The sequence below is a fragment of the Bacillus sp. S10(2024) genome (assembly GCF_050473865.1).
Classification (GTDB): domain Bacteria; phylum Bacillota; class Bacilli; order Bacillales; family Bacillaceae_G; genus Bacillus_A.
In genome coordinates this window covers 711,860-738,505 of the sequence record NZ_JBFLUR010000002.1, presented here as the reverse complement: position 1 = coordinate 738,505, position 26,646 = coordinate 711,860, and the positions used below count along the sequence as shown (strand labels likewise).

The 26,646-nt window shown below is 33.9% G+C and carries 26 protein-coding genes and 6 pseudogenes; 10 read left to right on the top strand and 22 right to left on the bottom strand.

Annotated elements, in window-relative coordinates; all coding sequences use genetic code 11:
* Nucleotides 1-129 precede the first annotated feature (129 nt).
* Nucleotides 130-813, top strand: coding sequence for a DNA alkylation repair protein (locus tag AB1280_RS03785; protein ID WP_429754920.1), 684 nt, complete (start codon nucleotides 130-132; stop codon nucleotides 811-813).
* 170 nt (nucleotides 814-983) lie between these two features.
* Here the strand turns inward: AB1280_RS03785 and AB1280_RS03780 are convergent, their stop codons facing one another.
* The 5 genes and pseudogenes from AB1280_RS03780 to AB1280_RS03760 form a co-directional block, all read right to left on the bottom strand.
* Nucleotides 984-1,169, bottom strand: a complete 186-nt coding sequence (locus AB1280_RS03780; protein WP_429757261.1) for an Ada metal-binding domain-containing protein — start codon at nucleotides 1,167-1,169, stop codon at nucleotides 984-986.
* A gap of 115 nt (nucleotides 1,170-1,284) precedes the next feature.
* Nucleotides 1,285-2,096 (bottom strand): annotated as a pseudogene (locus AB1280_RS03775) (SPL family radical SAM protein).
* Between the two features lie 28 nt (nucleotides 2,097-2,124).
* Nucleotides 2,125-2,658 (bottom strand): methylated-DNA--[protein]-cysteine S-methyltransferase, encoded by a 534-nt coding sequence (gene adaB / locus AB1280_RS03770; protein WP_429754919.1) that lies wholly within the window; start codon nucleotides 2,656-2,658, stop codon nucleotides 2,125-2,127.
* Entirely contained in the window at nucleotides 2,642-3,280 is a 639-nt protein-coding gene (locus AB1280_RS03765; RefSeq protein ID WP_429754918.1) for a bifunctional transcriptional activator/DNA repair enzyme AdaA, read from the bottom strand. The genes adaB and AB1280_RS03765 overlap by 17 nt, the downstream gene beginning before the upstream one ends.
* 241 nt (nucleotides 3,281-3,521) lie before the next feature.
* Nucleotides 3,522-4,235 carry a 2OG-Fe(II) oxygenase gene (locus AB1280_RS03760; protein ID WP_272191213.1) on the bottom strand — a complete coding sequence of 238 codons (714 nt, stop codon included), beginning with the start codon at nucleotides 4,233-4,235 and terminating at the stop codon, nucleotides 3,522-3,524.
* A 208-nt stretch (nucleotides 4,236-4,443) separates the two neighbouring features.
* On the opposite strand from AB1280_RS03760, the gene alkA reads away from it, so the two are divergent.
* Nucleotides 4,444-5,355 carry a DNA-3-methyladenine glycosidase II gene (gene alkA / locus AB1280_RS03755; RefSeq protein WP_429754917.1) on the top strand — a complete coding sequence of 304 codons (912 nt, stop codon included), beginning with the start codon at nucleotides 4,444-4,446 and terminating at the stop codon, nucleotides 5,353-5,355.
* A gap of 245 nt (nucleotides 5,356-5,600) precedes the next feature.
* Here the strand turns inward: alkA and AB1280_RS03750 are convergent, their stop codons facing one another.
* From AB1280_RS03750 to AB1280_RS03735, 4 genes and pseudogenes are all read right to left on the bottom strand, one after another.
* Nucleotides 5,601-5,774, bottom strand: coding sequence for a Fe3+ hydroxamate ABC transporter substrate-binding protein (locus tag AB1280_RS03750; RefSeq protein WP_272191215.1), 174 nt, complete (start codon nucleotides 5,772-5,774; stop codon nucleotides 5,601-5,603).
* 277 nt (nucleotides 5,775-6,051) lie between these two features.
* A pseudogene (locus AB1280_RS03745) lies at nucleotides 6,052-6,627 on the bottom strand (GNAT family N-acetyltransferase).
* A 24-nt stretch (nucleotides 6,628-6,651) separates the two neighbouring features.
* Nucleotides 6,652-7,665 (bottom strand): S66 family peptidase, encoded by a 1,014-nt coding sequence (locus tag AB1280_RS03740; RefSeq protein ID WP_272191217.1) that lies wholly within the window; start codon nucleotides 7,663-7,665, stop codon nucleotides 6,652-6,654.
* A gap of 408 nt (nucleotides 7,666-8,073) precedes the next feature.
* Entirely contained in the window at nucleotides 8,074-9,312 is a 1,239-nt protein-coding gene (locus AB1280_RS03735) for an esterase/lipase family protein (RefSeq protein WP_272191218.1), read from the bottom strand.
* A 322-nt stretch (nucleotides 9,313-9,634) separates the two neighbouring features.
* Here AB1280_RS03735 and AB1280_RS03730 point away from each other — a divergent pair, with 322 nt between their 5' ends.
* Nucleotides 9,635-10,435 carry an ANT(4')-I family aminoglycoside nucleotidyltransferase gene (locus AB1280_RS03730; protein WP_429754916.1) on the top strand — a complete coding sequence of 267 codons (801 nt, stop codon included), beginning with the start codon at nucleotides 9,635-9,637 and terminating at the stop codon, nucleotides 10,433-10,435.
* A gap of 355 nt (nucleotides 10,436-10,790) precedes the next feature.
* Here AB1280_RS03730 and AB1280_RS03725 read toward each other — a convergent pair whose 3' ends face one another.
* Together AB1280_RS03725 and AB1280_RS03720 are read right to left on the bottom strand one after the other, a co-directional pair.
* Nucleotides 10,791-11,006, bottom strand: coding sequence for a hypothetical protein (locus AB1280_RS03725; RefSeq protein WP_429754915.1), 216 nt, complete (start codon nucleotides 11,004-11,006; stop codon nucleotides 10,791-10,793).
* 9 nt (nucleotides 11,007-11,015) lie between these two features.
* Nucleotides 11,016-11,507 carry a DinB family protein gene (locus tag AB1280_RS03720; RefSeq protein WP_429754914.1) on the bottom strand — a complete coding sequence of 164 codons (492 nt, stop codon included), beginning with the start codon at nucleotides 11,505-11,507 and terminating at the stop codon, nucleotides 11,016-11,018.
* A gap of 1,384 nt (nucleotides 11,508-12,891) precedes the next feature.
* Here AB1280_RS03720 and AB1280_RS03715 point away from each other — a divergent pair.
* Nucleotides 12,892-13,191: a VOC family protein gene (locus AB1280_RS03715; protein ID WP_429754913.1), complete on the top strand. Its 300-nt coding sequence runs from the start codon at nucleotides 12,892-12,894 to the stop codon at nucleotides 13,189-13,191.
* Between the two features lie 33 nt (nucleotides 13,192-13,224).
* On the top strand, nucleotides 13,225-13,695 hold the full coding sequence (locus tag AB1280_RS03710; protein ID WP_429754912.1) for a VOC family protein: 471 nt from the start codon (nucleotides 13,225-13,227) through the stop codon (nucleotides 13,693-13,695).
* 230 nt (nucleotides 13,696-13,925) lie between these two features.
* Here AB1280_RS03710 and AB1280_RS03705 read toward each other — a convergent pair whose 3' ends face one another.
* From AB1280_RS03705 to AB1280_RS03695, 3 genes are read right to left on the bottom strand one after another with little or no spacing between them, the layout of a single operon-like run.
* The gene (locus AB1280_RS03705; protein WP_272191230.1) at nucleotides 13,926-14,171 is read right to left on the bottom strand and encodes a DUF2164 domain-containing protein; all 246 of its coding nucleotides are present in this window, start codon (nucleotides 14,169-14,171) and stop codon (nucleotides 13,926-13,928) included.
* Nucleotide 14,172: 1 nt separating this feature from the next.
* Nucleotides 14,173-14,646: a peptidoglycan recognition protein family protein gene (locus AB1280_RS03700; protein ID WP_429754911.1), complete on the bottom strand. Its 474-nt coding sequence runs from the start codon at nucleotides 14,644-14,646 to the stop codon at nucleotides 14,173-14,175.
* A gap of 11 nt (nucleotides 14,647-14,657) precedes the next feature.
* Nucleotides 14,658-15,461 carry a protein phosphatase 2C domain-containing protein gene (locus AB1280_RS03695; RefSeq protein WP_429754910.1) on the bottom strand — a complete coding sequence of 268 codons (804 nt, stop codon included), beginning with the start codon at nucleotides 15,459-15,461 and terminating at the stop codon, nucleotides 14,658-14,660.
* Between the two features lie 153 nt (nucleotides 15,462-15,614).
* Between AB1280_RS03695 and AB1280_RS03690 the strand changes: the two genes are divergently transcribed.
* The 3 genes from AB1280_RS03690 to AB1280_RS03680 all read left to right on the top strand — a co-directional run bounded on the left by AB1280_RS03690 (nucleotide 15,615) and on the right by AB1280_RS03680 (nucleotide 19,099).
* Nucleotides 15,615-16,424 carry a YitT family protein gene (locus tag AB1280_RS03690; protein ID WP_272191233.1) on the top strand — a complete coding sequence of 270 codons (810 nt, stop codon included), beginning with the start codon at nucleotides 15,615-15,617 and terminating at the stop codon, nucleotides 16,422-16,424.
* A gap of 489 nt (nucleotides 16,425-16,913) precedes the next feature.
* Nucleotides 16,914-18,470, top strand: a complete 1,557-nt coding sequence (locus AB1280_RS03685; RefSeq protein WP_429754909.1) for a PAS domain-containing sensor histidine kinase — start codon at nucleotides 16,914-16,916, stop codon at nucleotides 18,468-18,470.
* 203 nt (nucleotides 18,471-18,673) lie between these two features.
* Nucleotides 18,674-19,099: a GNAT family N-acetyltransferase gene (locus tag AB1280_RS03680; protein WP_429754908.1), complete on the top strand. Its 426-nt coding sequence runs from the start codon at nucleotides 18,674-18,676 to the stop codon at nucleotides 19,097-19,099.
* Nucleotides 19,100-19,307: 208 nt separating this feature from the next.
* Here the strand turns inward: AB1280_RS03680 and AB1280_RS03675 are convergent, their stop codons facing one another.
* The 3 genes and pseudogenes from AB1280_RS03675 to AB1280_RS03665 all read right to left on the bottom strand — a co-directional run bounded on the left by AB1280_RS03675 (nucleotide 19,308) and on the right by AB1280_RS03665 (nucleotide 21,454).
* Nucleotides 19,308-20,483 (bottom strand): DUF4272 domain-containing protein, encoded by a 1,176-nt coding sequence (locus AB1280_RS03675; protein ID WP_429754907.1) that lies wholly within the window; start codon nucleotides 20,481-20,483, stop codon nucleotides 19,308-19,310.
* Nucleotides 20,484-20,698: 215 nt separating this feature from the next.
* Entirely contained in the window at nucleotides 20,699-20,872 is a 174-nt protein-coding gene (locus AB1280_RS03670; protein ID WP_001025956.1) for a hypothetical protein, read from the bottom strand.
* 155 nt (nucleotides 20,873-21,027) lie between these two features.
* Nucleotides 21,028-21,454 (bottom strand): annotated as a pseudogene (locus AB1280_RS03665) (ferritin-like domain-containing protein).
* Between the two features lie 173 nt (nucleotides 21,455-21,627).
* On the opposite strand from AB1280_RS03665, the gene AB1280_RS03660 reads away from it, so the two are divergent.
* Nucleotides 21,628-21,984, top strand: a complete 357-nt coding sequence (locus tag AB1280_RS03660; RefSeq protein ID WP_429754906.1) for a carboxymuconolactone decarboxylase family protein — start codon at nucleotides 21,628-21,630, stop codon at nucleotides 21,982-21,984.
* A gap of 56 nt (nucleotides 21,985-22,040) precedes the next feature.
* Here AB1280_RS03660 and AB1280_RS03655 read toward each other — a convergent pair whose 3' ends face one another.
* From AB1280_RS03655 to AB1280_RS03635, 5 genes and pseudogenes are all read right to left on the bottom strand, one after another.
* A complete protein-coding gene (locus tag AB1280_RS03655) occupies nucleotides 22,041-22,322 on the bottom strand; it encodes a MarR family transcriptional regulator (RefSeq protein ID WP_429757260.1) in 282 nt (93 codons plus the stop codon).
* A gap of 451 nt (nucleotides 22,323-22,773) precedes the next feature.
* Nucleotides 22,774-23,991, bottom strand: a complete 1,218-nt coding sequence (locus AB1280_RS03650) for an NAD(P)/FAD-dependent oxidoreductase (RefSeq protein ID WP_429754905.1) — start codon at nucleotides 23,989-23,991, stop codon at nucleotides 22,774-22,776.
* Nucleotides 23,992-24,333: 342 nt separating this feature from the next.
* Nucleotides 24,334-25,362: pseudogene (splB, locus tag AB1280_RS03645) on the bottom strand (spore photoproduct lyase).
* Nucleotides 25,359-25,622: a transcriptional regulator SplA domain-containing protein gene (locus AB1280_RS03640; protein ID WP_429754904.1), complete on the bottom strand. Its 264-nt coding sequence runs from the start codon at nucleotides 25,620-25,622 to the stop codon at nucleotides 25,359-25,361. The pseudogene splB and the gene AB1280_RS03640 overlap by 4 nt, the downstream one beginning before the upstream one ends.
* A 440-nt stretch (nucleotides 25,623-26,062) precedes the next feature.
* A pseudogene (locus AB1280_RS03635) lies at nucleotides 26,063-26,167 on the bottom strand (IS6 family transposase); the annotation flags it as partial.
* On the opposite strand from AB1280_RS03635, the pseudogene AB1280_RS03630 reads away from it, so the two are divergent.
* A pseudogene (locus AB1280_RS03630) lies at nucleotides 26,159-26,626 on the top strand (galactosyltransferase-related protein); the annotation flags it as partial. The pseudogenes AB1280_RS03635 and AB1280_RS03630 overlap by 9 nt on opposite strands.
* Nucleotides 26,627-26,646 lie beyond the last annotated feature (20 nt).

Below are 26,646 nucleotides of genomic sequence, written 5' to 3'. Positions count from 1 at the left end.
AAGTAACTAATAATATTGTTTCGATATCTTGCTGTTATATTCAATTCTTGACTTTTCCAGAAAATAATCAGTTATAGTGAGGTTGTCAAATAGTAAATGTAAAGAAATCAAATAAATAGGAGAGCCCGAATGGAAAATATAATTAGAAAACAAATCTTTGAACTCATTGATACAGACTATCAGAAGTTTTCGGCCGCACTTATACCTACTATTAACAATGTATTAGGTGTTCGGCTGCCAGAGCTTCGTAAAATAGCTAAAAAAATTGCAAAGGGGGACTGGCACACTTACCTTGCAACTGCAAAAGATGAATATTTTGAGGAAATCATGCTGCAAGGTATGGTCATTGGCTATGTTAAGACGGATATTGAAGAACTCCTGTTTTATGTGGCTTCGTTCGTGCCGAAAATTGATAATTGGTCGGTCTGTGACAGCTTTTGTATAGGTCTTAAATCTACAAAGGAAAATAAAGAACGTGTATGGGAGTTTTTACAGCCCTATCTGTCTTCTAAGAAAGAATATGAGATACGATTTGGAGTGGTTATGCTCCTAGACTTTTATATCGAGACTGAATACATCGAAAGGGTGCTCAACCTCCTGGATCGTGTAAAGCATGAAGGGTTTTATGCCAAAATGGCGGTTGCGTGGGCTGTCTCTATCTGTTATGTGAAACTTCCCGATTTAGCAATGGAATATTTAAGAAACAACATGCTCGATGATTTTACATATAATAAAGCCTTGCAAAAAATTACGGAATCTAATCGTGTGGATAAAGAAACAAAAAGTATTATCCGCAGTATGAAACGGGGATAGGAAAATAAAGAGGTCAATGAAATTGAGACAACATGAAAAATAAGTTTGCATATGAAAAGTGTACGTTTATGTATCACTGCGATTCTATTTACAAAAAATTCGAACTGATTCAATATCATAATAATCCAAAATTTCGTCATGCGTTTTAAACATTTTCATTAGCCCTCTTATCATTTCTTTTTCTTCCATCGTGCATATTTTTCAGGTATGCAAACTGCACATGGCCTAAAACCTGCTGATATAGCCATCTGTTCATCAGCAAAAAACATGCAGTATTTAACTTTTGTTATAGCTCTAAGCGCTGAGGGACAATCTAATCTTCCATATAATTTACTCGGTCGATACCCACCAAAAATTCCCGGTGTATCACTTTAATATGGATGCATATCGGCACCCAACAGGGTGAATGTCTTTTTTCTATTTTCAGCACTTTTCTCATAATCTTTATACATGCAATCACTTCCTATTTTTTTACGGCTCAAACCCAGCCTGGCTCACATAAACGTGATTTTCCGGAAAGATTTCAATAAATCGGTTATATACTTTTTTAATTACATGTGGTCCATACCATTCTTCTAAACCAATTTGGGCATATTTTTTCTCAATATCAAGTTTTCTTGTGCGTTTTCCACCCCTGCCATCGCCCATGAAGTAGTCATCAATACATATCCGATCGACGAATGGCTTCAATTTAACAGGAAAATATTCCCCACTCGGTAAGATGGGGGCTATAGCAACTTGGGTCGGTATTCCTACTAATTTTTCCAATATCTTAAAGCGCACCTGAATTGGGGGGGCCTTTGGAGTAAAATGTTTACGTATCGTTTCCGAATCTGTCTCAATTGTCATACTTACTCGAACTTTATCTTTAAAATGTTGCAGCAAATCGATATCTCGACTTACAAGTGGGCTTCTAGTCTGTACTAATAGGAAGTCAGGGGGATCTTCTACCATAACTTCTAGTAAAGATCGCGTCACTTTTTCCTTATGCTCTATTGGTTGATACGGGTCTGTACTTGATGACATAAAAATGGTTACATTCCCTTTGGCTTTGGCGTGATAAAGTTCCTTTTTTAATAAATTCGCAGCTCCTTTTTTAACATCGACCCAATTTCCCCATTCCCCTTCCGAAAAAGAGATACAGGCATTTCGCGTACATAACAATAGGAACAACCAAATGAACAGCCTGTATAAGGATTTAGTGAATGAGTATATCCAGAAAGAAAGCCAGTCCCTTTATTTAGAATGGTTTTCGGACTTTTATAGAATAATTCACTTTTCATGACGGAACCTCCATTCATCTAGCAATAATTACTCATTGCTAGATGAAGCTCGCTTTTCCAGATCCAGGAGCAGTGTCTTCATTTCTAATCCGCCCCGATAGCCAGTTAATGAGCCATTCTTTCCTATTACACGATGGCACGGTACAGTAATTAATACCGGATTAGCCCCAATAGCCGTGCCTACAGCACGAACAGCTGCTGGTTTATTTATATCATTTGCAATGTCGGAATAGGATTTCGTCTGTCCATAAGGAATTTCACAAAGTGCATTCCAGACTGCTAGCTGAAATTGCGTACCTACGTACTCAAATGGAACAGTAAAGGTTTTCCGCTTTCCTTCTAGATACTGAGTCATTTCAACGACATAGGGTTCAAGCGTTTCATCATCTTCAACCAGAGAACTTCCTGGAAAGCGTTTCTTAGCCCATTCGAACAATTCCTCGAATGGTTTGTTCTGTGAACCTACAAACACAAGCCCCTTTGTAGTTGAAGCAATATAAAAATTCCAATCCTTAAACTTTAATAAAGACCAATAAAGGGTTGGTTTATTCTTTGTTTCCATTGTACTTTCCCTCCATTTTACTCATTTGACGAAATTGTGTTGGTGTCTGTCCAGTTTTCTTTTTAAATAAAGTAATAAAATAAGGCGCGTTAGCCATCCCCACACATATGGCGATATCTCCAATCGCTTTATTTGTCTGAATCAAATACTTTTTAGCCGTGTGTACTCTAACTTGTTGTATATACTCAACCGGCGTAATGCCTTTAATTCTTTTAAATGTTCGATGCATATGATACGCACTCCCATGACAAATATCTGCTAACGATTCTAGAGTTAATTTTTCTGTGAAATTTTTATCAATGTATTCAGTAATTAAATCAACCCACTCGCTATCAGGCAGATTTTCATTAGTGGGCTTGCAACGTTTACAAGGGCGAAAATTTGCGCCGAGAGCTTCTTCTGCGTTTGGAAAAATGCATACATTTTCTTTTTTCGGAACGCGAGATTTACAGGATGGTTTACAGAATATCCCTGTCGACTTTACAGCGTAGAAAAATTGATTATTGTACGCTGCATCATTATTTATAATTGCTTGCCACTTTTCATCTGTTATCATTTCTATATCATTCGAAATTCTATGATCATGGCTCTCTTTATGTCCGTTATTGATACTATCCAGCATTTATCTCACCTCTCCTTACAATATACTCCCTATAAATTCAGAATGTACAATTCTAGGAATGGAATAGCAAGATATTGAAGTTTAATTTTTATTCCGCATTAACGAGCAGTAATACTCCCACCTCAAAATTCAGCAAAAGCAAAGAAGTTAGGCGGGAGATAAACTACCCGTAAAAGCCCGATTGATGAGGGCTTTTAATCAGTGGGGGATGAAGAAAAACCCCACTGATTAAAGTTTCACTTTATTTAGAATCGTGAAAAATGATTCCAAGACCGTATCGTTCTCCAGCGGTAACCGTGCTTACTCCGTGACGAACCGTATTTTTGTAATATCCTTTTTTACCTAGAACAGGTCTATGGTTAGTAGGAAAGATCAGCGCGCTGCCTTGTTCTAAAGTAATTACATGTCCCCTACTCTGAGCACGAGGAATTTGTTCCACTAATAGAGATTCTCCACCGCAAAAGTCTTTATCTCGTTGATTTAATACAAACACTACTTGAAACGGGAAAAATATGTCGCCATATAAATCTTGATGCAAACAATTAAACCCGCCTGTTTCATACTTTAATATTAAAGGTGTCGGTCTAGTTTGTTCATATTTTTCACAGGTGTTCAAAAAATCTTGAAGATGATCTGGAAACTGTTCTGTTTTCTTTAAATAACCCAACCATCGATTGGCTGTTTTGGCCAATTCTAGATAAAAGGACTCTCTTAAACTTTGGATGATTTCAGGTAATGGATAGGAAAAGTATTTGTACTCCCCATCCCCAAAGCGATATCTCGTCATATTGATTATCGTTCTGTATGACTCTTCCTCACAATACAATTCTATGAAGAATTCACATTCCTCTTTTGTTAAAATCACCGGAAGCTTTGCAAATCCTTGCTCATCTAATTCATTTTGAATTGAATCCCAATTTAAGTTTTCGACACGTGTTTTTATATCTTGGACCATTTTTACCCACTCCTATTTAGCATTCTTGATAACTAACACTATAACCTCATAAATAGAAAAAAATAAGGTGTTTAGAATGTAATAGCAAGATAACAAAATTAATAAAGATTATTATGTGATAAAGTAAAATTTCAATCAGTGTGAGTTTTCTTATAATTTTTTTTGTAAATAGTATAGAAAATCGTAATGAGATGAGGAGAATGAAAAAGTGACATGGCATGAAGTCAATGATGTTATTGCAATTACATTACCTGAAAATTTCGACATGAATGCTAACCTAGGCTATCTAACAAGGGAAAAAAATGAATGCATGTATGAAATAGAGAACGATATAATTACAAAAGTTATAGCGATTGGGGAAATTCGGTCCTTAGTACAGGTAAGCGTAATCAATAATAAACAAATGGTTGTTCAATTCCTAAATGATTCTAGACCTATTGAAAAGTGGAAACGGGGAGAGATTGTAAAATATATTCATGAATGGTTTGATCTTGATAACGATTTAACACCATTTTATGAAATGGCAAAAGCAGACCCATTACTTAAAATGCCTGCCCGAAAATTCTATGGATTGCGAGTTGTCGGCATTCCCGATTTATTTGAAGCTTTATGTTGGGGAGTTTTAGGGCAACAAATTAACTTAGCCTTCGCGTACTCCTTAAAGAAGCAATTTGTAGAAGGGTTTGGCGATTCCATCGAATGGAATGATAAAAAGTATTGGGTGTTCCCACCGTACGAACGAATTGCACAGTTAACACCTACCGACCTAGCAGATATTAAAATGACGGTAAAAAAAAGTGAATATATCATTGGAATTGCCAGATTAATGGCAAGTGGAGAATTATCGAGGGAAAAATTAATGAAAATGAACTTTACAGATGCTGAAAAAAACTTAATTAAAATACGAGGAATCGGTCCTTGGACAGCCAATTATGTTCTAATGCGCTGCCTCAGGTTTCAGACAGCTTTTCCAATCGATGATGTGGGCCTTATTAATTCGATAAAAATATTACGTAATATGAACCGAAAGCCTACGAAAGATGAAATCTTAGAAATATCGTTTCCATGGAAAAACTGGGAATCATACGCTACCTTTTATTTATGGCGTGTCCTTTACTAAAAAATTACAACTTAAACGGAAATGTACTCTATAAAAAGAGAATGAACTTTAAAACCTAATTCCTTCTGTTGGTTTTGAATAAAGTTTGATTAAAAAGTAATTTATAACATTGATTCCATCCTAAAAAGCCCCTCTACTTTTTGAACAAAGATTAAACAAAATATAGAGGGATTATTGTTTATACATAAATTTTTTATAAAAAAGATTAATAATTTCAATAAGAAAATCATTAAAAACAGCCCTGATTATATATTAAATTTGTCTTTACAGTTCTCGCAAATAAATTTCCCCTCTAAATTTAAATAGGCTTTAATTTCTGTAAACCCTTTTCTCTTAGGATAGGGTACGATTACTAATGCTTGTTCGTCCTTTTTAATATCTTCCTTACAGTAGATGCATTTCGGAACTATCAATGCCACATTAATCCCCTCTTTCAACTTCCTATTTTTACACTATATTCCAAACTATCCCTACTTTTATTATACAACACATCTCATTTAGAATTCTTTGATAGAAACGTCGCAACTTTTTTCAATTAAATAATGTAGTAATTTAACAAATCATTCAGGATTGAAATAGATTTTTTGTATTTTTAGTAAATATCAACATGAATAAGGAACAGATCCAATAAGTAAAAAGATATCACATAATAGTCATGACCTTTTACATTTTAGGTCTTGATAAATTGTTTCTCTATTACTCTCTCTTTTGTATATTATATTCCTCTCGCAAAATCGCATATATTTTCGTGTCTCGATATATTCCCTTCACAAACATATCTTTACGCAACGTTCCCTCATACTGCATTCCTAGTCGTTTCATCACTCGTTCTGATTGTACATTACTAGCATGACAGCCTGCCTCAATACGGTTTAACTGTAATACTTCAAATCCATATCGAATACATGCTTTTGCTGCTTCCGTCGCAATGCCTTGTCCCCAATAGTTTGGCGATAATGCATACGCTAGCTCCGCCTTATGATGATTTTTGTCCTACTCGATAAAACCGCACGTCCCTATGATCTTTTTTTCGTTTTTCAGTTCTATTCCGTAAGCCGCCATTTCTCCCTTTTCATATTGATCTAGGATCGACTGTACGAATATTTGTGAATCCTGTAAAGTTCCATGCGGATACCATACTGTATACGTCGCAATTTCTGGATTTGAAGCATATTCAAATATATCAGCAGCATCTTGTATTGTTAACGGTCGTAAACATAATCGTTCTGCAATGAGTGTTGGGTATTTTTCTAAGATATTTCTATATTCCATTCATGTCAGTTCCTTTCTACATTTCTACTTAAAATGCTGTGTAATTACTCCTTTACCCTCTTCTACTTCAACTTCTGCAAACGCCCCGTTTATAAATGTAATTTGCGGAGGCCTATGACCGCAGTCTACATCATAAATAATTGGAATTTGCAGCTCATTAGTAAGTTCTGCATATACATCTTCAGCGGTATATTCATTTACTGGATGATTGGCAGCACTGCGTCCAAATAAAATACCTGAGCAATTATCAAACCAACCAGCCAGTTTCATTTGAACCAACGTACGTCGTAAATCAGTAGTAGTTAACTCACAATTTTCAAAATACCAAATAAGTGGATCGTCATGAAAATGGTTCTTCCTAAACTCTTGCAAGTTACCAAATGGCGTGCCAATGAGGTGTCTAATCACATCGATACATCCACCAAGCAATCGACCTGTAATGTTCACATTACCATTCGAAAGTGTTTTCCAATTTGTATTTTCTGTTAAGTGAAACACACACGGTGATGGATTATTATGTTGCCATTTCGCTTGATATTTCTCTGAAGAATACTGAGTGATTGAATCCCCAGCTTCCGTTGATAACACACTTTGCCACATTGCTGTTGTATCATCAGAATATTCGCCTCTTACATCTACGAAATTTGTTCCGTGAGCAGTCGCTATTCCTGTTTTTAAAGTTATCGCTAATAATAAAACACTCGTATCTGAGTATCCCAATAACCATTTCTTATTTATCTTTTCAAAATCAATTTCTTCTAGAATTTCAATTAATAGTTCTCCCCCCCAAGGCGGAATAATAATATCAATGTCCTCATCTTGCATCATTTCCATAAATTCATTTGCTCTTTTTTTCGCACTAGTAGACTTCGCTTTCTTTTGTGTCCAAACTGTTTCTCCGCAAACGACTGTATAGCCTTTTCTTTCCATACTTGCACAAGATTGTTTAAACATATTATGTAACGCTTCATCTACACCAGAAGAAGGTGCCGTTACCCCAATCGTTGCTCCTTTTTGTAAAAACGGATATTGTATCATATGTATTTCTCCATTCTTTTCTATATATTTAGATTTGTATTCGTTAAACTACTATCAAAATCCTCCATTTCATGCAATCCAAACTGCTTGAAATCATCACTTCTTATCTTAAAAACTGTTTATAAAACATTCAAAAGGAAGTAGGGAAAACACGTTATATTAAGTAATATAATGGAAGATTTGTAGATAACTAAGAAAGGTGAATAGGCCAAGCTATGAAACATGTCATGAATATAGATTTAGCAAAAGCAATTCTGACGAAACTTTTATAATATTTTTATCCCCTCCATATATGAATGAAGGGGATTTTAATTTCCTTCCTCTAATTGGAGTAGCACCACATCACGATCAAGCTAATATTTTGTGGAACAAGAGATTTCTTTAGTTGATGGATGTGTGGTACCCCCTCTAATTCAATGGTAAACGATAAATATTCCCAGCCACTTCATTATAAAACGAATATATATCACTAATCCCCAAGGTATCCGCAAGATCGATTCCAATAAAATCGATATGATCCCAATTATATTTTGTCACGGTATAATTCCAGACACCTTTTTGAGCATTTCCTGCATACAGCTGATTTCGATGTCCTATCGGATATTGTGACGAAACAACACTAACAAGTCCATCATTCGGCCACCATTTTTCATTAATACTTGGCTCTGCATATCCTCGTGTAAACTTTCCAATATGTAAGCCAGACAAGTACATCAGTGGATTCATCGTCAACAAAGGTACAGAATATCCCGTCAGTAATGAACGATACGTCGCATCTCCTGTATAAGAAAAATAATATACATCATCATATGTTTTTACCCATCGATTAAGCTCTTTAGATCCAGCTGTCGTTAAATCGTATGCACTAATATCTTTACTTTTCCAAACAGAACTATTAAGCATTCGATCCGCATATTGCAAGAAGCTCTCTCCTTGTTTTCGCTTTAATCCCCATTGTTCCAATTTAAAGTCATAGCCAAATGTTTCCGGATTATTACCTGATAAACTAGCAATCTTTATTACAAATTCTTTAATAAACGAAGACATCGTTTCTTCATCCGCAAACGTAGAACCGTTATGTGGCGTACCAATGCTTGTTACACTCCGTACCCAATCTTTATTCCCTTCAAATAACGGAGATATTCCTACCTCTGGATGTTGTTTATAATACTCTCGTTCTTCTAAACTTCCCTCCTTTAATAGTTGCAATAAAACCCTTGCCGTCTGACCACCCATGCTATGTCCTACAAAATGAACTTTATGTTGATTATCCCATTGGCTATATACCCCTGAATATGTTTTTCCATAACGGGCATGTCCATGCGCTTTCGCATGTGCTTCTCCATAATCAACTGTTCCACCTTTTAAATACGAATATAACTCTGCTGCACGATCCCAATTGCTTGAAAATGGTCCAACCGAAGCTGTATATGTTCTATACCCTTGTCGGTTCAAATTTGTCTCGATATCTTTAAAACCGCCCCAATACTTAAAACCAAACAATTCATCACGGCCCCAACCACCTAAACCATGAATAAGAACAATCGGTTCTTTTTGATTTTGTTCCTCTGCTTTTAATTCAAGAGGCGACCAAAATAAACTAATAATAAGTAAAATAGAAAGCATTACTTTTACGTATCTCCTCATAAAAAACCTCCTCTATTTTAGATAATATTTTACTGAATTTTCTGTTATTTTTGAAGATGTGAAAATTTTTCTCAACAATTATTCTTACATGTTCTAACAAAAATGAGTTCTTTATATTCTACTTTGACTAAACGCTCTAAAAAATTTACAATTAAATTCATAAAATGGATGTTATTATATTTATCGGTTTGTATATATTATAAATTTAGAAAGGTGGTTTATTTAAATGACATCAGAGAAAATCCCTCGTTAAGCCCGCGGACCTCCTTGACCATTTATATATGATTTTATTCAATATTTTTATAAAAAAGGAGAAATATATATGATTGGTCCAAGAAAAGTTACAAGAGAAGAAAGAATGCAAATCGCTTATACGATAGCAAATCAAATATTAGAAAAGTACGGTTCAAACGTTAAAGCTATTGGTATCTACGGTTCTTTGGCTAGAAAAACAGATGGTCCATTTTCAGATATTGAAATAAAATGTATTTTGCATTCTTTAGAAGATAGCTATAGCTATGAATGGACAGCAGGTAATTGGAAGGCTGAAGTAAACTTCGATAGTGCAGCTGATGTTGTAGAAGAAGCCACTACAGTAGAAGAAGAATGGCCTCTTACTCATGGACAATTCTTCACAATACTACCAATATATGATCCTGAAGAATTTTTCCAAGAGTTAAGACAAAAAGCAAGTTCTGTAGATCACACAATTTTTCAAGAAGCGATTTGTAAAACATTAGTTGAAGAAATGTACGAATACATTGGGAAATTAAGAAATATAGAAATTCAAGGACCTGAAACATTCTTACCTACTTTAGCTATAAAAATAGCAACTACAGGTGCGATGATTTTAGGATTACACAACAAACGATATTTTACGACGTCAGCTCAAGTATTGCCTGAGGCTATAGCTTTTACAGATAAGCCAGAAGGATTTGATGTACTTTGCAAAATGGTGATGTATGGGTATCTTTCTGATCCCAAACAAATAATTAATGTCTGTGAGAACTTTTGGAAGGGTCTATTAAGTTGGACAGCTAAAAATGGTTATATAATAGAATGTTCAAATGATATACCTTCTAATTGTGGTCACCATACATGCCCATCAACCCAATCAGAATAACTTTCCCCAAAACGAAAAAAATGAGCTAAGTTCTCATAAATAACCGTAGAGATATCAAATTTTCATATTTGGGTTATTTCAAAATCTTAGGTTGATGAGCATGGGGTCCTGCCAACATTTCGCGGTTATCTGTACTCGAATGTGAAAAAACCTTGAAATATAGGGCTCTGCACATTGTTTACATGTATTCTTGTGAGAGCATCACAAAAAGCAGTCCATAACTGGAATAATTCAGTCTTGGCCTGCTTTTTTTCTGTCATTCAAGTATCTTATTCGTTAGCTCAATCATCCTATTTTAACTTTTTCAAGGCAGACCTACTTTATTTGTTTTAAACCCGTAAACCAGAAATAAATGTTAACAGAGCTGTTCCGCAATTCCCTCAGGTAAATAACCGCGCTCATCTCTTTGAATAAATAGGAATTGCTGCTTAATGCCGTCAAGTAACATATCTGTGCTAAAGCTGCTGTTAGGAGACGTTTTTTCCGTTGCCGACATTTCGTCAAATAGCTCGACAAATATTTGATGTAATTCGTGATATATAGGCCCCCACGTTCTCGAACTGCAGTGCAATTTTTCGTCCTATTCAAAAGAGCGGCGCGATGGCCAAGAGCCTTGTAACTTGCGGATCAGGATAATTTGGCCCGTATGATAAGCGTCATGGAGAATGAGGCTGTTCAGCCACTCGTCTAATGGGCGATTAGTAACAAGAGCTTGCAATTGGTCAACGCTTAAATTCGCAATACGCTCACGGATGCCAAGATGGACGCTTTTCAGCCTATTTTGCGTGGCTTCCCAATCGCTCTCTGTTTTCGAAGCGACTGCAAACGTATCGTCATTCGTCAACCCTTCCGGATACTGCGATTCCTCACCGGTAATTCTTTTGAGCAACCGTTCCTTGTAAAAAATCAAATGCTCAACTGTCTCCCAAATCGTGTTCGCATGCTCGCCAGCCGGGCGCCAATCTGCTTGCTCCGCCGTAAGCGCTTTGATTGCATCAGTGAGCGGCGGATACCAATCTTCTTTATCGTAGCAAAAGTCCCAGTTTTGAAGTAACGATTCCATTCTGTTCATTCCAAATCCTCCTTAGCGCGTATTGTAACCATTAAAAAGTTTTCACTAAATAATTCAACTAATGAAAATATGACTCCTTCTTCAGATACATTGTTATTTAATTCAATGTCCTTATTCCACAATCCGGATCTTCAGTGGCGTAACATTACTGAAGTTTTACTACATCGACAAAACATGCTTAATTTCATGCATTGTTAAAATCTCAATGTTCATAAGAATAATAAAGTCATTTTATTACTATATTTCTTAAAGGACTTTCAGTTCTTTTAACATTTCAAAAGCAAAGCGAGCATTTGGATATGTAATAAAACCGTCAGCAATCACTTTAAAATAATTAACTATAAATTAATGAATTTCAAGTAATTTTCAAATAAAATTATTGAAGTAATTAAGAATTACTAAAACTCGTGACGACTTAAAGGTGCGTAGGACTACACTTTTGAAATCAAATAGGAATTCTTCTTCAACGTCCCTATTCAATAAAAAGAGAATACATGTCATAGAGTATATTTTTCGTGATTTTTTGGTAGAATCCCTTCTACAATAATTTATTTAGTAAAATTTGAGCTTCATGCTTACCCCCTTTATTACTATGTTTTGTCTTCACTATCGTAACACCTCGTTCTTCAATACTTATCATTGATTTGCTGGTCCAAGTACCACTATCAGTTACAAGATTAATGATGAAGATAAAATCAAAATCGATAGAGAGCGACTTTCTCGTTCAACTTCAATAATATTAACCTCTTCCCACTTATTAAATAAACCTCAACAATTACATTCTTTCTTCTAGTAACCCCATCGTTTTAAAAAAAAATTTTCTCTCTCCCTTCCCTCCTGCCAGTACATCTATAATCACTCGAATCGAGCTAACAATAGGATATTGCTCTAGGATTTTTAGAACATTAATAAAATCCTGTAATTCTCCCATTCCCATCAACTAAAAAAAACAGAGCAATCCCAAAAAGAAAAAGTAAGATGAATCCTTATAACTAACTGTAGAAAAACAAAATTTTTGTGTAGGGCCTATTTAAAGATAGTAACTGGATGAGAATGTGGTGATATGTGGGGATTCTACGACAAAAGTTGTAGGATTTCCACTTGAATTTCATCTTTTAGATTGATTCATTTAGCTGTTTCTTTTAATAAAATAGTGATTAGATATATTGAACTTAAAAGATATAAAATGATATTGGTAATAATCAGATACTTATAAAAGAAGGAGTTTTGATGATTAAAGGGAGTTTTGAAACACATATTAATGTATGTAATTATAAAATATCCGCTGAATTCTATGAAAAATTATTTAATATTATTTCTTTGTATGAAGACTCTAATTGAAAATCTAAATTTTACTGGATCGGAAAACTTGGAGAAACTATGTTTGGCATTAGAGAAAATTATCCTTCACCGGAGTCAGCGTCAACATTTCGCTTTTAGAGTAGATGTGAAAGATATTATTAAGGCGAGAAATTATTTAAATGAATTAGGAATTGAATCTGCAAATTTCTTTGGTGGAAATTCCGAAGAATTAATGGTATTCCCTTTTATGCCTGCTGTGTCGATTTATTTTACAGATCCAGACGGTCACTCAGTTGAGTTTATTTCTATGTTAGAGGATAGACCAAGACCGGAACTTGAAATTATGTCTTGGAAAGAGTGGGAATTTATACACGGAAGATAATTATAAATTATAGTAAAGAAGGGAATAAACATAATGATACAAAACATATACGAAACTCATTTACATGTAAAAAATTTAGAAAAGACGATAGATTTCTATCAAAACAAGCTAGGATTAACATTAGCAAGAAAACTATCCAAAAGAAGAGTGGCTTTCTTTTGGGTAGGAGAAAATAAAAAACAAATGCTTGGACTATGGGAAGTACATAATATTGAAAAATTTAAAACGAAACACTTTGCTTTTGGTGTAGATTTAGAGTTTTTAAAGACTTCTAAATTGTGGTTAGAGGAGCGTGGCATAGAAGTGATAGGAAGTCAAGGGAAAGGAAATCAAGAGCCAATTGTCCAAAGATGGATGCCAGCTGCAAGTGTATACTTTCTGGATTGTGATGGAAATAAATTGGAATTCATTTCTATGTTACATGATAATCCAGATGAATTAGAATATGCAGCCTATTTAAGTGAATGGGATGCGGAACACCAAGAAAAATCAATAAAATTGTAGTTATAAGCCGAAAAAAATGTAATCCTTTCTAATCTAGCTTGTTTAGAAAGGATTACGTTTTCTTGTATTTGAAGGTATTAAAATTTCTTAAATTGATGGGCATGTAAGGTGACCCCTAATTGATAACTTATTTAATTCCAAACAAAGGCAACATAGTCAATAAACAAAACCTAAATAAAAACACTCCTCGTGAATCAAATGGAACGAGGGGTGTTTTTTATACATTGCTTCTATTTAGTTGGCTTTTCTAACACATATAAGTCTTCTTCTATATTAGTAAGTTTATCTGCAACAAGTTTTCTAGCATCCCCTATTGCTTGATTATATATGTGCGGCCCTAGTTCTTTTATCATTTCTTCAATTAATCGCTCCGCTTGAAAACGGCCAATCTCTCCTAACTCTTCTTCTTCAAAAAATTCTTGAATATGTTCTACAAGTGTTTCTTTTTTTTCATTTTGTAATTTCATAAACATCATATTATAGAGCTCCTTTTTCATTAGTTGATAAAACATTCCGTAGTGTTTCCATTGAAAACCGCGTTCCGGGACACGTTTTTGTTACCCCATCTAATTCACGATGACCGAGTACTTGCTTACTATCTAAAGAAAATTGATACATAAACTGTTTACATAGCCACTGCAAAGAAATCATTTGTACTGGTGTTGGATTATAGACGTCAAAATTTCCAGATATACAAATCCCTATACTTTCTGTATTATAACCTTTCGCATGAGCCCCTATATGCAGCCCTCTTCCTTCGTAAATGATGCCATTTTCTTCAATAAAATAATTATATCCTATTCCGCTCCATCCTCGACTATTTTGATGAAATTCATGTGTCTTATATACATCCCAGCCAAGTTCCGCCGTGTGATGAATGATAAGATGTGTAACAGCTTGCAATGGTTTCAGCGGATCACGAAAAGATAAATGAGCCCTCTGAATTTGCATAACCTCACCCTTTACAAATGAATACTAATTGCTGTTTTATCATCTGGATGAATAAGCTGTTTCGCTTCTAATTCTTCTATTATTTTTATGTATTTCTTAATACCATGTTCCCACACAAATTGTGCACTTGTTTCTAGCGGCCAATCGAGATGAAACAAGCCATCTGAACAAATAAATAGATTGGTAATTTCTTGTCGTAACAGTTTCCCTTGCTGAATAAAAGATATTGCTTCATTCATCCCGTTTGCAACAGAATATCCGTTTAAAGTATTTGCCATGTAACGATTGTAGCGTAATTGCCTTATTTTATCATTAAATATTGCTTCATTTGGAACAGAAAGTCCCTTTTTACGGTCTTCCTCGCGTTGTTGCTTGGCCCGTTTACTAATGCCTTTCACTGTGTCTTTTGTAAGTACTTTTACAGATCCGTCAACAAATTTAGCAACAATCATACAATCTCCAAGCTGCGCATATTCTATTGTTTTATCTGTAATATGAATAACAGCAATGCAAGTACACCAAAGTTCATCCTTTTTTGTCGTATCAATCTGATATAATTTCATTTTTTCTTGCAGTAACTGATTAGCTGTAGCAACATCAGTTTGTAATGAATCCACTCTTGAAATCAATTCAAAATGTTGCTGAAACAAATGGGAAGCTAAATATGCTCCGTTATGTCCATTCTCATCTTGAAAATTAATTAACGGCGTCGCCCCATCACACACACCATATAATCTTAAAACTTCATTATAAATTAGTGCATCTTCACATTCTTGTTTTAATGGACTTGTTTGTTGAAAAAACTGGACCTTCATATTCCCTTCCCCCTTAGTATAAACCGCTTCCATTTTTCGAACTAGTCTAACTTACCAAAATAAACTGTTTTTCCGCAAATCTTACAATCTCATATATAATTTTGAATTATTGTCAATTTGTATATAGCATCTTTAATAAAGGACGGGAAAGATATGTATCGATTACTCGGAGTGATTTTAGGATCTTTAGTTGTAGCACTTTCTTTTAATCTTTTCCTTATCCCCCACAAAATTTTAAGTAGTGGGATTAGTGGAATCGCAATTATCGTTGGAATCTTAACTCCCTTTAATACCGGATTAGTGAACTTTTTACTAAACCTACCTATTCTTATTTTAGGGTATATTGGACTTGGAAAACGATTTATTGGATATACAATTATATCCGTTATTACCCTTTCGGCAGCATTATACGTGATTCCTGTACATGCAGTGGCAACAGATGCACTACTTTCTTCTTTATTTGGTGGTGTAATTGCCGGAGCGGGTATTGGACTTGTTTTCAACTGCTATGGTTCAACAGGTGGTTTTGATGTTATTGGAATGTTACTTTCACGTAAAAAAGATATTCAACTTGGCGGACTCTTAATCGTACTTAACGCTATTGTAATCGTTATTTCTGGATTTTTCTTTGATTGGGATACAGCCTTAAATAGCTTATTATCAATTTTCATTACTGGGAAAGTAATTGATGCCATCCACACAAAGCACCGAAAAGTAACTCTAATGATTGTAACAAGTCAAGCAGAACAAATGAAAGAAAAGCTCCTTTCAAGTCTTGTTCGAGGTATTACACTACTTGATGGAGAAGGCGCATACTCTAATGAGAAGAAACGTGTGCTAATGACTGTTATTTCTAGGGAAGAACTAGCAGGAATGAAAGCTATGATTTCTGAAATTGATCCACAAGCATTCGTGAATATTACAGAAACTGTGGAAGTATTAGGATTATTTAGAAGAGGATAAAAAACGAGGTGGCACTGCATCCACCTCGTTTTTTATTTATTTTTACGTTCCATAAATTCAATTCGATTCCCAAATGGATCCTACTATACAAAATCTCGTAACATTAGGACGTGCTGTATCGACTATAACGGAAACTCCTTTTTGTGTTAAATTTCCTTAAAAACCTTCAATATGCTGAACATAAAACGTCATAACAATCTACTCCCCGTTACTATCATTGATTATGTCCGAGGTTATTTTAACAATAACTTCCACAACTATTATAAAGGTGTATAAGAAAAACGAAAGAACTTATCTTACATATTGTCAACCCGAAATAAAACTTGTAATTCAGAAATATTTAATAAGAAATTGACTATTTATCCATATCACGTCTATACTCTTAAAGAATATAACATTTGCAGCGTTATGTATTTAAAATAAAATATACAGTATATTACCTATTTCAAAATCGTTATACATATATGAATATATCCGGGGGAATTATGAATGCGGAGGAAAAGATTTACGTCTGGAAAAAAAAGCATATATCCAAAAAGACGCACTACTTTTACAAAAAATAGAATGAAAGAGATAGAAAACACAACACACTGCAAAGAAAATTTCACATTAACAAAACAACAATTAGATTCACTTCTTAAAGACACAGTAGACGCTATCGTTGTTCTTGATTTAGAGCTACGTGTAATGAAAGTAAACAATGCCTTTGAAACTCTTTTCGGCTGGACTGAACAAGAAATACTTGGAGAAATAATACCTACGATCCCAGATTTCTCAAAAGATCAATACAACAAACTATATCAAAATCTTGCACATAATAAACTGTTTACATCGAAAGAAACAATTAGGCAACAAAAAAATGGAAGTTTAATACATGTCACTAATTTTATCTCCCCTATTGTAAATACATATGGAGAAGCAGTAGCGTTTGTAAGTAGCCTAAGAGATATTACCGAACGAAAAAAAATGGAACTCGCGTTAAAAGAAAGTGAAAAACGCTTACGAACTCTTATAAATGCGATGCCAGCATTTATTCTTTTGAAAGATGAAAAAGGAAGATGGCTTGAGGCTAATGATTATGCAATTTCTAGTTTACATTTTGAAAATGTACCATATCGCGGTAAAAAGGATAGTGAGCTCATCCAATATAATGAATCTTATCGTAACTCCTTCTTATACTGCGAAAAGTCCGATCAATATGCATGGCAAAACAAAGAGAGCATGTGTCGTGAGGAAATTATTCTTCATGCTGACTCCACTCCTATCATTCTTAACATTATAAAAGTTCCACTTTTTCATCCTGATGGATCGCGAAAAGGGATTGTCATTATGGGACAAGATATTACAAATTTAAAGGAAACAGAAGAATTATTAAAAAAATCCGAAAAGCTCGCAGTTGTTGGACAGCTAACTGCTGGTATTGCCCATGAAATACGGAACCCCTTAACTTCTTTAAAAGGATTTTTAAAATTGCTAGAACCTGATATGAGTGAAAATAACAAATGGTATGTTGATGTTATGCTAAATGAAATTACTCAAATGGAATCGATTACAAATCAATTTATGGCAATGTCTAAACCACAAGCCATATCCATACAATCTTATCTAATTCAAACATTAATCGAGGAAGTGGTAACATTTATTTCACCAACAGCAATGATGCATGGTACACATATCACCATGCATCACACGTCCTCTTTACCTGCAATTCAATGTGATGGAAATCAGCTCAAGCAAGTATTCATAAACATATTAAAAAATGCAATAGAAGCAATGCCTCACGGAGGGACTATTTCCATTCAAACAATGAAAATAGAAAATCAGTCTATAGTCATCAGCATTACCGATGAAGGTTGTGGAATTCCACAAGATCGTATTTCTCGTCTAGGTGAACCCTTCTATAGTTTGAAAGAAAAAGGAACTGGATTAGGTTTAATGATGTGCTATAAAATCATTGAAGAACATAATGGAAAATTACAAATTACAAGTGAATTAAATAAAGGGACAACTGTATATATTCGGTTACCTATATTCCCAAAAGCTTAACAAAAAAGAAGAGCAAACAGAATTTACTTTTCTGCTTGCTCTTCTTTTTTATACAATACTCACTAATATGGGAATCTGCACTACTTCTAAGAGGGATTATGTTAAATTTTACATGAATATGATATATAATTAAATCTGAACATTTGAAAAAAAGAAACACAAAGATGCTAACTTAAAATTATAGAGAAATAGTGGGAGGATTTATGGAAAGACAATATACAATCTCAAATTATGCACCAACATTAGAAGAATATAAATATTTATGTTCAGTTGTGGGTTGGGAAGATTATATGAACTTTGATGTTACCGACATATCATTAAAAAATTCTGTTTTTGCCGTTACTGTTAAGGATGAGAGTAAGGCCATAGGAATGGGAAGAATTGTTGGGGATGGAGCTATTTACTTTTACATTCAAGATGTGGTAGTTCATCCAGATTATCAAGGAATGGGTATTGGCAAAAAAATTATAAATGCGTTAGTAGAGTATCTAAAAGAAAACGCACCAAATAAAGCGTTTGTAGGATTATTTGCATCAGAGGGAAAAGAAAAATTTTATGAAAAATATGATTTTAAGGATTACTCACCTAGTATGACAGGAATGTTTACTGTAATAACGAAATGTGATTAAAAAATTTATATCGAGGTCGCGCCCCATTACCATCAACTTAAGAAATTAATTGTTCCCCAAAACAAAATTATCCCTATATAGAGTATCGCCAGCATTTTGAAAAAAAAACACGCTAAGCAAAAATACAATGAGCTGCCCATATGGACAGCTCATTTACATAATTCTCGTTATCTGAAATAAAAAAGCTCTACAGAACAAAGAATATAGATTATGTATCCATGGAGATGCAGTCCCAATCTTCATTTTTATAACTGATTAGCCAGAACAAGCCCCTTCGTCTTTCAACAACAATACTTTCCTGCACACCAGCAGTCGCTTCTCTCCCATTAATTCTATCATGTACACAAGCCCAATGAAGCCGATAAATGAGGTCGGCCTCGTCCAAAATCTCTTCTGCACTTCGTAATCTTGTTTGTTGATAAAATTCATTAAAAGAACCACAATTAGAAACGAGTTTAATTGCGTAATGACAGTCACAGACTTCTTTTGGAAATTTCAGTGTATTCACGAGACCTATTGACCAAAGTAAAACCCATTGAGCTTCATACTGCCATGCAATCTGTATGGCTTCTTTCTGGTCAGGTTGCTCTGAATTTAGGAAATCTCTTTCCTGCTTCGTTAATGATTCAACCACACCGAACTTTTTCAGCAGCTCCATGACGAACTCTTTGGAAGTTTTCAAATCTCCTTCTTGGACAACATCACAAGCATATTGTATAACAATCAGCAAAGCTACTGCTCTCTTCGTAATCTCTTCTCGATTTCTTAACTGAATACTTGTCAAAGGCGGCAATTGAGGCAACCCTTCGATATATGGAATCCCTTTATCTTGCAGGTTTCTTATCGATTTCTGTCTTCTTTTTTCCCCATCGGTAGAAGTACTTTCCTGGCCCATTATTATCTTCGTACATGCATGAGGAGTAAATTCTGAAGGACCAGAGGATCCATCTGGAAATACGATTACTTGTCCATCCTTCCCGATGAGAGTACGATCAGGGATAAAACCAATACCGTTTACCTGATTGAGTAACTTAAGGAACAGCTCCACGTAGTCATCACTATAATCCTTCTCCGTCTCTATAGCAATTATAGTATTAATTACAGAAATCTGTGCCAAAACCATCGTCTTAAGGCGTTCTTCTTGAAATGCAATTTGATCGTACATATGCATCATTCCAGGAATATTATTGGAAAAATAATCAGGAGATGATTCTTCAGAATCCACCCGAATAATAATTTTATTTTTGCCAAATAGTCTCTTCGATTGAATAGTATATTCATTTTTATTACGTACAACCTTGAATCCATTTTGGAAAACTTGAGTAATGAAACCTTCTATATCATTTGTATCGTTCCTTGATGCAAATATCGTGAAAAATCTCAATTTTCCCCCTCCTCTAATGCTTATATTCAACTTAGCTATTAAATTTAAAAAAACAAAAGAACATAAGCTGTTTAACATATTATACATGACTAATAGGGGGCACGTCACATATATAGCTAATTTTTGAATTACTTTAATAAAATAAACAAAATTAAAAATTAATAAGCACTTTCGATATTAAAAAGGCAAGCACCAAAAGGTGCTTGCCCTATCTTCTAACGACGATGTTCCACAAGATCAATTACACCTAAAACAACGTGAGCTAAACCGAATCCAAATACTGTATTTGCAATCATCTTATTAGACCCACGAGTTTGCTTAAGAGCATAACCCGCAGCTGTAACTGCTGTACCTAGTGTAGTTGGAATTAATCCTTCACGAATATTCATAGTAACGTCCTCCTAGTATCGCAGTTAGTAATTATGATTTAATACTTTGAAATTAAATTATTAAATCAAGTATTAGTATTTTCCTGTTTTGTGGAAAATATGTGGAACTATTTTAAATACCTCTACTTAATTATGATACAGCGTAACTAAAAATGTTAATGCGTAAGTTGTTTTAATACATTTACATGTTCCCTATCTTTATCTAAAATATCATGTATTAACTTATGACTTTCTGGATCCAAATCACCTTGTACAATTTCTTCTGATATTTTAATCCCATAATAATCTTCGCCCTTTAACGCACTATTTACAATTCCTTCTGTTGTATCTGGTACTGTAAATTGACTTATCAAACCTTGAACAAAGCCAACGATTCCTTCATTATTAACTGGTACTCCTCCAAGATTTTGTATTCTTTCTGCTACTTTTAAAGCATGTTGTTTGTGATCTTATTGTATTCTTTGAAATTCCTTTTTTTATTTCTGGATCTTTTAAATTTTCTATATAATGCTCATAAGCATGAATACCCATGTACTGACCTTTTAAAAAGGAATTTAATGTATTAACTATACTTTTTTCCATATAATCACGTCCTTTTGTACAATATCCTAAGCTAATTTCTTGTTATATCATTCCTTTAAATCCTCTCTCACCTTTCACTCCTCCTGATATAAATATCATTGGGGTTTAATCAATTCGGATTAGGTTAATACTAACTTTTGTTTAAATATATGAGAAATGGAGCTGGATTAAATATGGAATTTGAAGATAGAAACTCTACAGAATCTGCACTTCATCATTATAAGTATGGTTTGGGTTTATTTACTGAGAAGATGCCTAAGCTAGCTGAACAATTTAATTCTTTTACAGAGGAATGCTTTAAAGAAGGCACCTTATCCAAAAAGCAAAAACAGCTAATTGCTTTAGGTATTAGCCTTTATTCTCAGAATGAATATTGTATCATTTATCACATTAAAGGATGTCTAGATCAAGGAGCTTCAGAACAGGAGATCTTTGAGGCAGTGGGAGTGACAGCTGCATTTGGTGGTGGAGCTACTATGAGTCAGACAGTTACTCTTGTACAAGAATGTATGCAAGAGTTAAAGCAGTAATAAGAATATCATCATGGATTGAGGAATATATTTCTGGAGTTTATGTGTTACTATTCTTACACAGGATTTTTTTGCCCATCCCCTCGAAAAGGGGGGATGGGCAAAAACACCCACACAATAAATAAAAACAAAAAACTTGAGCGTGTGCTAATTATACTCAAGTTTTTTGTTTTCTCTGTTAGCAATATCAGGTGCGATCTTTTGTCGTTTGGATTATGTGTTGTGAAAATAAATTCTTTTTGCAATAACCGTTGGATACTTCCTGTCACTTTTGGTCTGTCCACCAACCGTCTCTCTGCAACCAGAGAAAGTGTCGTTCCATTCGGATGAAAAGATATATCCTTTAAGACAGCCTATTTCTGCGCTGTTATTTTATATATTTTTAATCGATTTGATAATTCTGTTTTCGTCATCACGCTAACTTTATGCAATAGATAAGATACCCTAAATTGTCCATATACAACCCCTTCTAGTTAGAATACTAATTATATATCCAAAAGTCAAAAACTCAAATAATATATTCAAATAAACGCGATGTATCTCACAAACATTAAGATTTCTTAACATTGGGATGGCGAACTTATAAACTTCACAACAACCTTTATTTAATAAAAATGGACAGGCCCTAAATCTTTGGGTCTGTCCGAAATATTTACATTCTAAATTTTAAATTTAGTATTTGAAAATGTTGGTTCTCCTTATTCATTATAATACCTATAAATATGTAATTTCTATATCATTAAGTACATTAATTCCTGAATCTCTAATTTTTTTATGTACGTATACATTCTATTTATTTAATTTCGGTCTAGACTGCAAGTATAAATTTAAATTAGGACTAGAACCTTTTATAATTACATCTCGGATAATTTTAGAAAGTACCATACTATAAACTAAACCATTATCACCATACGCATAGATAAAATAACAATTAGGAAATTCTTCATACATTCCGATTATAGGTAAACCATCATGAGTACCACCATAAAAGGCACTTAAATAAAATTCAGGTTTAACTGTAATATTAGGAAAGAGCTTATTGAATTGATGTAATAGCTTTTCTTTATTATGGATTAATTTTGAATCTCTCTCTTCAGCAATGTTTGTATCTTCATCTAGACCACCTATAATAATTCGATTATCTGCTGTAGTTCGCATGTATATATATGGTCTAGCGGTTTCCCATATGAGAGTGCGTTTATGCCAAGATGAAAAATCTTCAACAGGGGTAGTGACAATTGCATACGAGCTAATCAGCGTAGCGTTCTTTTCTTTTTTTAATTCTAATCCTTCATAACCTGCAGCTACGATTACTTTCTTGGCAGTAATGGAATTACCACTTTTGGTATAAAAAGTAGCGAAGTCTTTTTCTAATTTTTTCCCAACAATCTCAGTATCTTCATAAATCTGTACTCCTTGATTAAAAGCTTGCTTTAATAAACTATGTGTAAATTTATAGGGATTTATTTCACCATCTTCATATGTATAAAGGGCAGCACGCTTTTTAAATGGATATTTCTGTCCAATTTGTTTTTCTGATAACCAATCTGCTTTAAAACCATGCTTTTGTAAGTAATAAAGCTCTTTTTCTAATTTCCTAATATCCTCTTCATAGCTTGCAAAATATAAACTATCACGTCGCATAAAATCAGAATGAAAAGGTAATTTTTGATTTGCAAATTCAATATCATTAATTGCTTCTTCACATAATTTCATATGTTTTACTGTATACTCTTCCCCAAATGTATTAACAAGCTCAAAAAACATTTTATCACCCAAATATTGTATGAGCGCTGTATTGGTTAGATTACTACCATGTCCAATCTTTCGTTTATCAACTACAACTACACTTAAATCCGAATCACATAAATAGTATGCTGATTGAGCCCCTGAGCTGCCAGCACCTATTATTAAAACATCACAAATTATGTCTTTTTCTAAACAAGGATAAGAAGGTGGATTAGGAAAAGTTGTGTTCCAATATAATTTCCCTGTCTGTAAATCCATTACTATTACACCATCCTATATAAAATAATTACATCCTCATTTTTATTTCCAAACTAATTCAAATATATACTGTCTTTAAAAATTCGGTTTATAATTTTATTAAAGGTTATTTCGTACTAATATAACTAACTAGGTATACCTGACATAAATTCTTTAACAAATAAATGAATTTCATCTTTAATCTGAAAATCCATACAAAAACATTATCACTTATATATAAAAAATTGATTTAACCTCTTGTAAGTAATCAACGGAGTTAAATTGAGATACATTTAATGTGGCGTTATAAACTGGTGTTTATTTCTAACACCTATATACTGTTGTAACAGAGTTGGTATTCTTTTATGTAAAATATTCTAAATTTGCATTGGGAAAGAACTTCTCCATATAAGAATAAAGATAATTTTTTATATCTTCTTCTTCTTCTTTTTGATAAATGTATTTTCCAATTCCGTATTTTCCCCATTTATATCTTCTTTTCTCTTCATCTAATTCCAATTTTGTCATTGGATAATTTTTTTCAATCACTCTCTTAGCAGGCTTTGTAAAACGATGTTGAATAAATTCAAATGTGATATCATCACGTGCATCAGTGGGTAATTCAGCATCAAGACGCTCAAACATCTGATAGTATCCATCTTTCCAACCTTCATGAAGATAAATCGGAGCAACAATGAATCCGAGGGGATATCCTGCTCTTGCTACTTTTCCAGCTGCCTCAATCCTTTTAGCTAGTGGAGAAGTTCCTGGCTCAAAATTTTTAATAACATAATCAGCGTTTACACTAAACCGAAATCTTGTTTTTCCATTATGCTTTGCATCAAGTAAATGATCTACATGATGAAATTTTGTAACAAACCTCAATTTTCCATACTCGGATTCTCCAAAATGCTCAATTGCGCGTTTGAGGGTATGAGTCAAATGATCAATTCCCACAATATCGGATGTACAGGAGGCTTCAAACCTTGTCAGTTCAGGTGCACGTGCCTCTATATATTTGTCAGCAGCTTCTAGAATTTCGTCGACATTTACATAGGTACGGATATATGGCTTACTTCCCATTGTTGTTTATAAATAGCAATAATGACAATGGCCCATACAGCCTGTTGCAAACGGAATAGCATACTCTGCTGAAGGCTTTGAGGTATCAAATTTTAGTGTTTTTCTAACGCCCACGACAAGAGTAGATTTTGCTACCCGATACTTTTGAAAATCGTTTTCTCCTGGGAGATCTCTCACTTGATTATGAGAAGTAGTATGCCGAATTTCAACATCCATCTTTGCAAATTTTTCATGAAGCTCTCTCCCTAATGGATAATCCAGTGCTTTGGGTTCAAAGTATACAAGTTTAGGCATGAATGGATTATTCATTCTATCATCCCTTCTGAAGCATCCCCATAATAGTAGTTGTAAGCTTGGTTTGCCTCTTCTTCTGAAGAATAAACAGCCATTTCATGTGAAAGTGGATAATAATTTTCATAAAGAAACAATGCTAATTCATTAGGAGTATTAGGGCTATTTACAACAGCTGCGGCTTGTATATTTGCTACATCCTGAGTGTGGGGATTGCGATAAAAAACATAGACAATATCTCCAGTATGATAAGTTTTGCTTTTGTTAGACAATTCCATTCGATCACCTTTTTTTTATAAAATTTACTGCATAAAGTTTTTCATTAATAAAATTTTCCCTTTAGGGTTTAGAATTATGTCATCTATATTATGGAAAAATCAAATGGAGTTAATTAAATTTGGGGAGGGTAATATTTTTAGGTAATTAATACTATTACTTCTTATCAGAGCGGACCAGTGCTATTTTAGAATAAAACGAGCGTGTTTTGAAAAGAGACTAATCAAAACATGCGCTTGAAATATTCTAACAAATTAATTTTTATACAAAGTGAAATCATTATTTGTGTTGCGTGTCTAACTCATATAAATAACACGAATTTTATGTTATTTTTCGAAATGTTTTTTATTTTTAATGGAGTGAAAAATAAAATGGATATAGGTTCTGGTGCAAAAATACTTTACAAAAAACATAGAACGGCAATGTTCTGTTAACTGAGAGGTTAAACAGCTAATCCAAACAATTTATGAATGAATTCAGCTTCATTTCGGGCAGATTTCACCCTTTGGTGAAGTTGCCCTTTTCTCATCATATGCATAGCTTCGACGCTGATACCCAAATGACAGAGTCTATGTTGTCTAATGTAGATAAACATTTAGCTTCAGGCAAATACATTGGCGGTGGGGTAACTGGAAAGTTTGAAAGAATATCCTTAGGAATATTTATTTCCGCAATATTAATAATAACCCCCTTATTTTTTAAGTATGGAGCTATATCTGTAGGGATTTTTTGGTGCTACAGAAAAGACTTTATGGCAATCAACGGATTTAATGAAAACATGCTTATGGCAGAAGATGCAGATTTTGCTAAACGGTTAAAAGAATGGGGAAAACAAAATAATAAAAAATTCGGTACAATTAAAAATGGAATGATAACTTCATGTAGAAGATTTGATACATATGGAGACTGGACTTTACTTAAAAATCCAAAAGTAATCTTAGCCTATCTAAGGGGAAATGATAAAAAATACGCAGATAAAACATATTATGATAACCAAGAAAGATAACAGTGAAGAATCCTAAACAA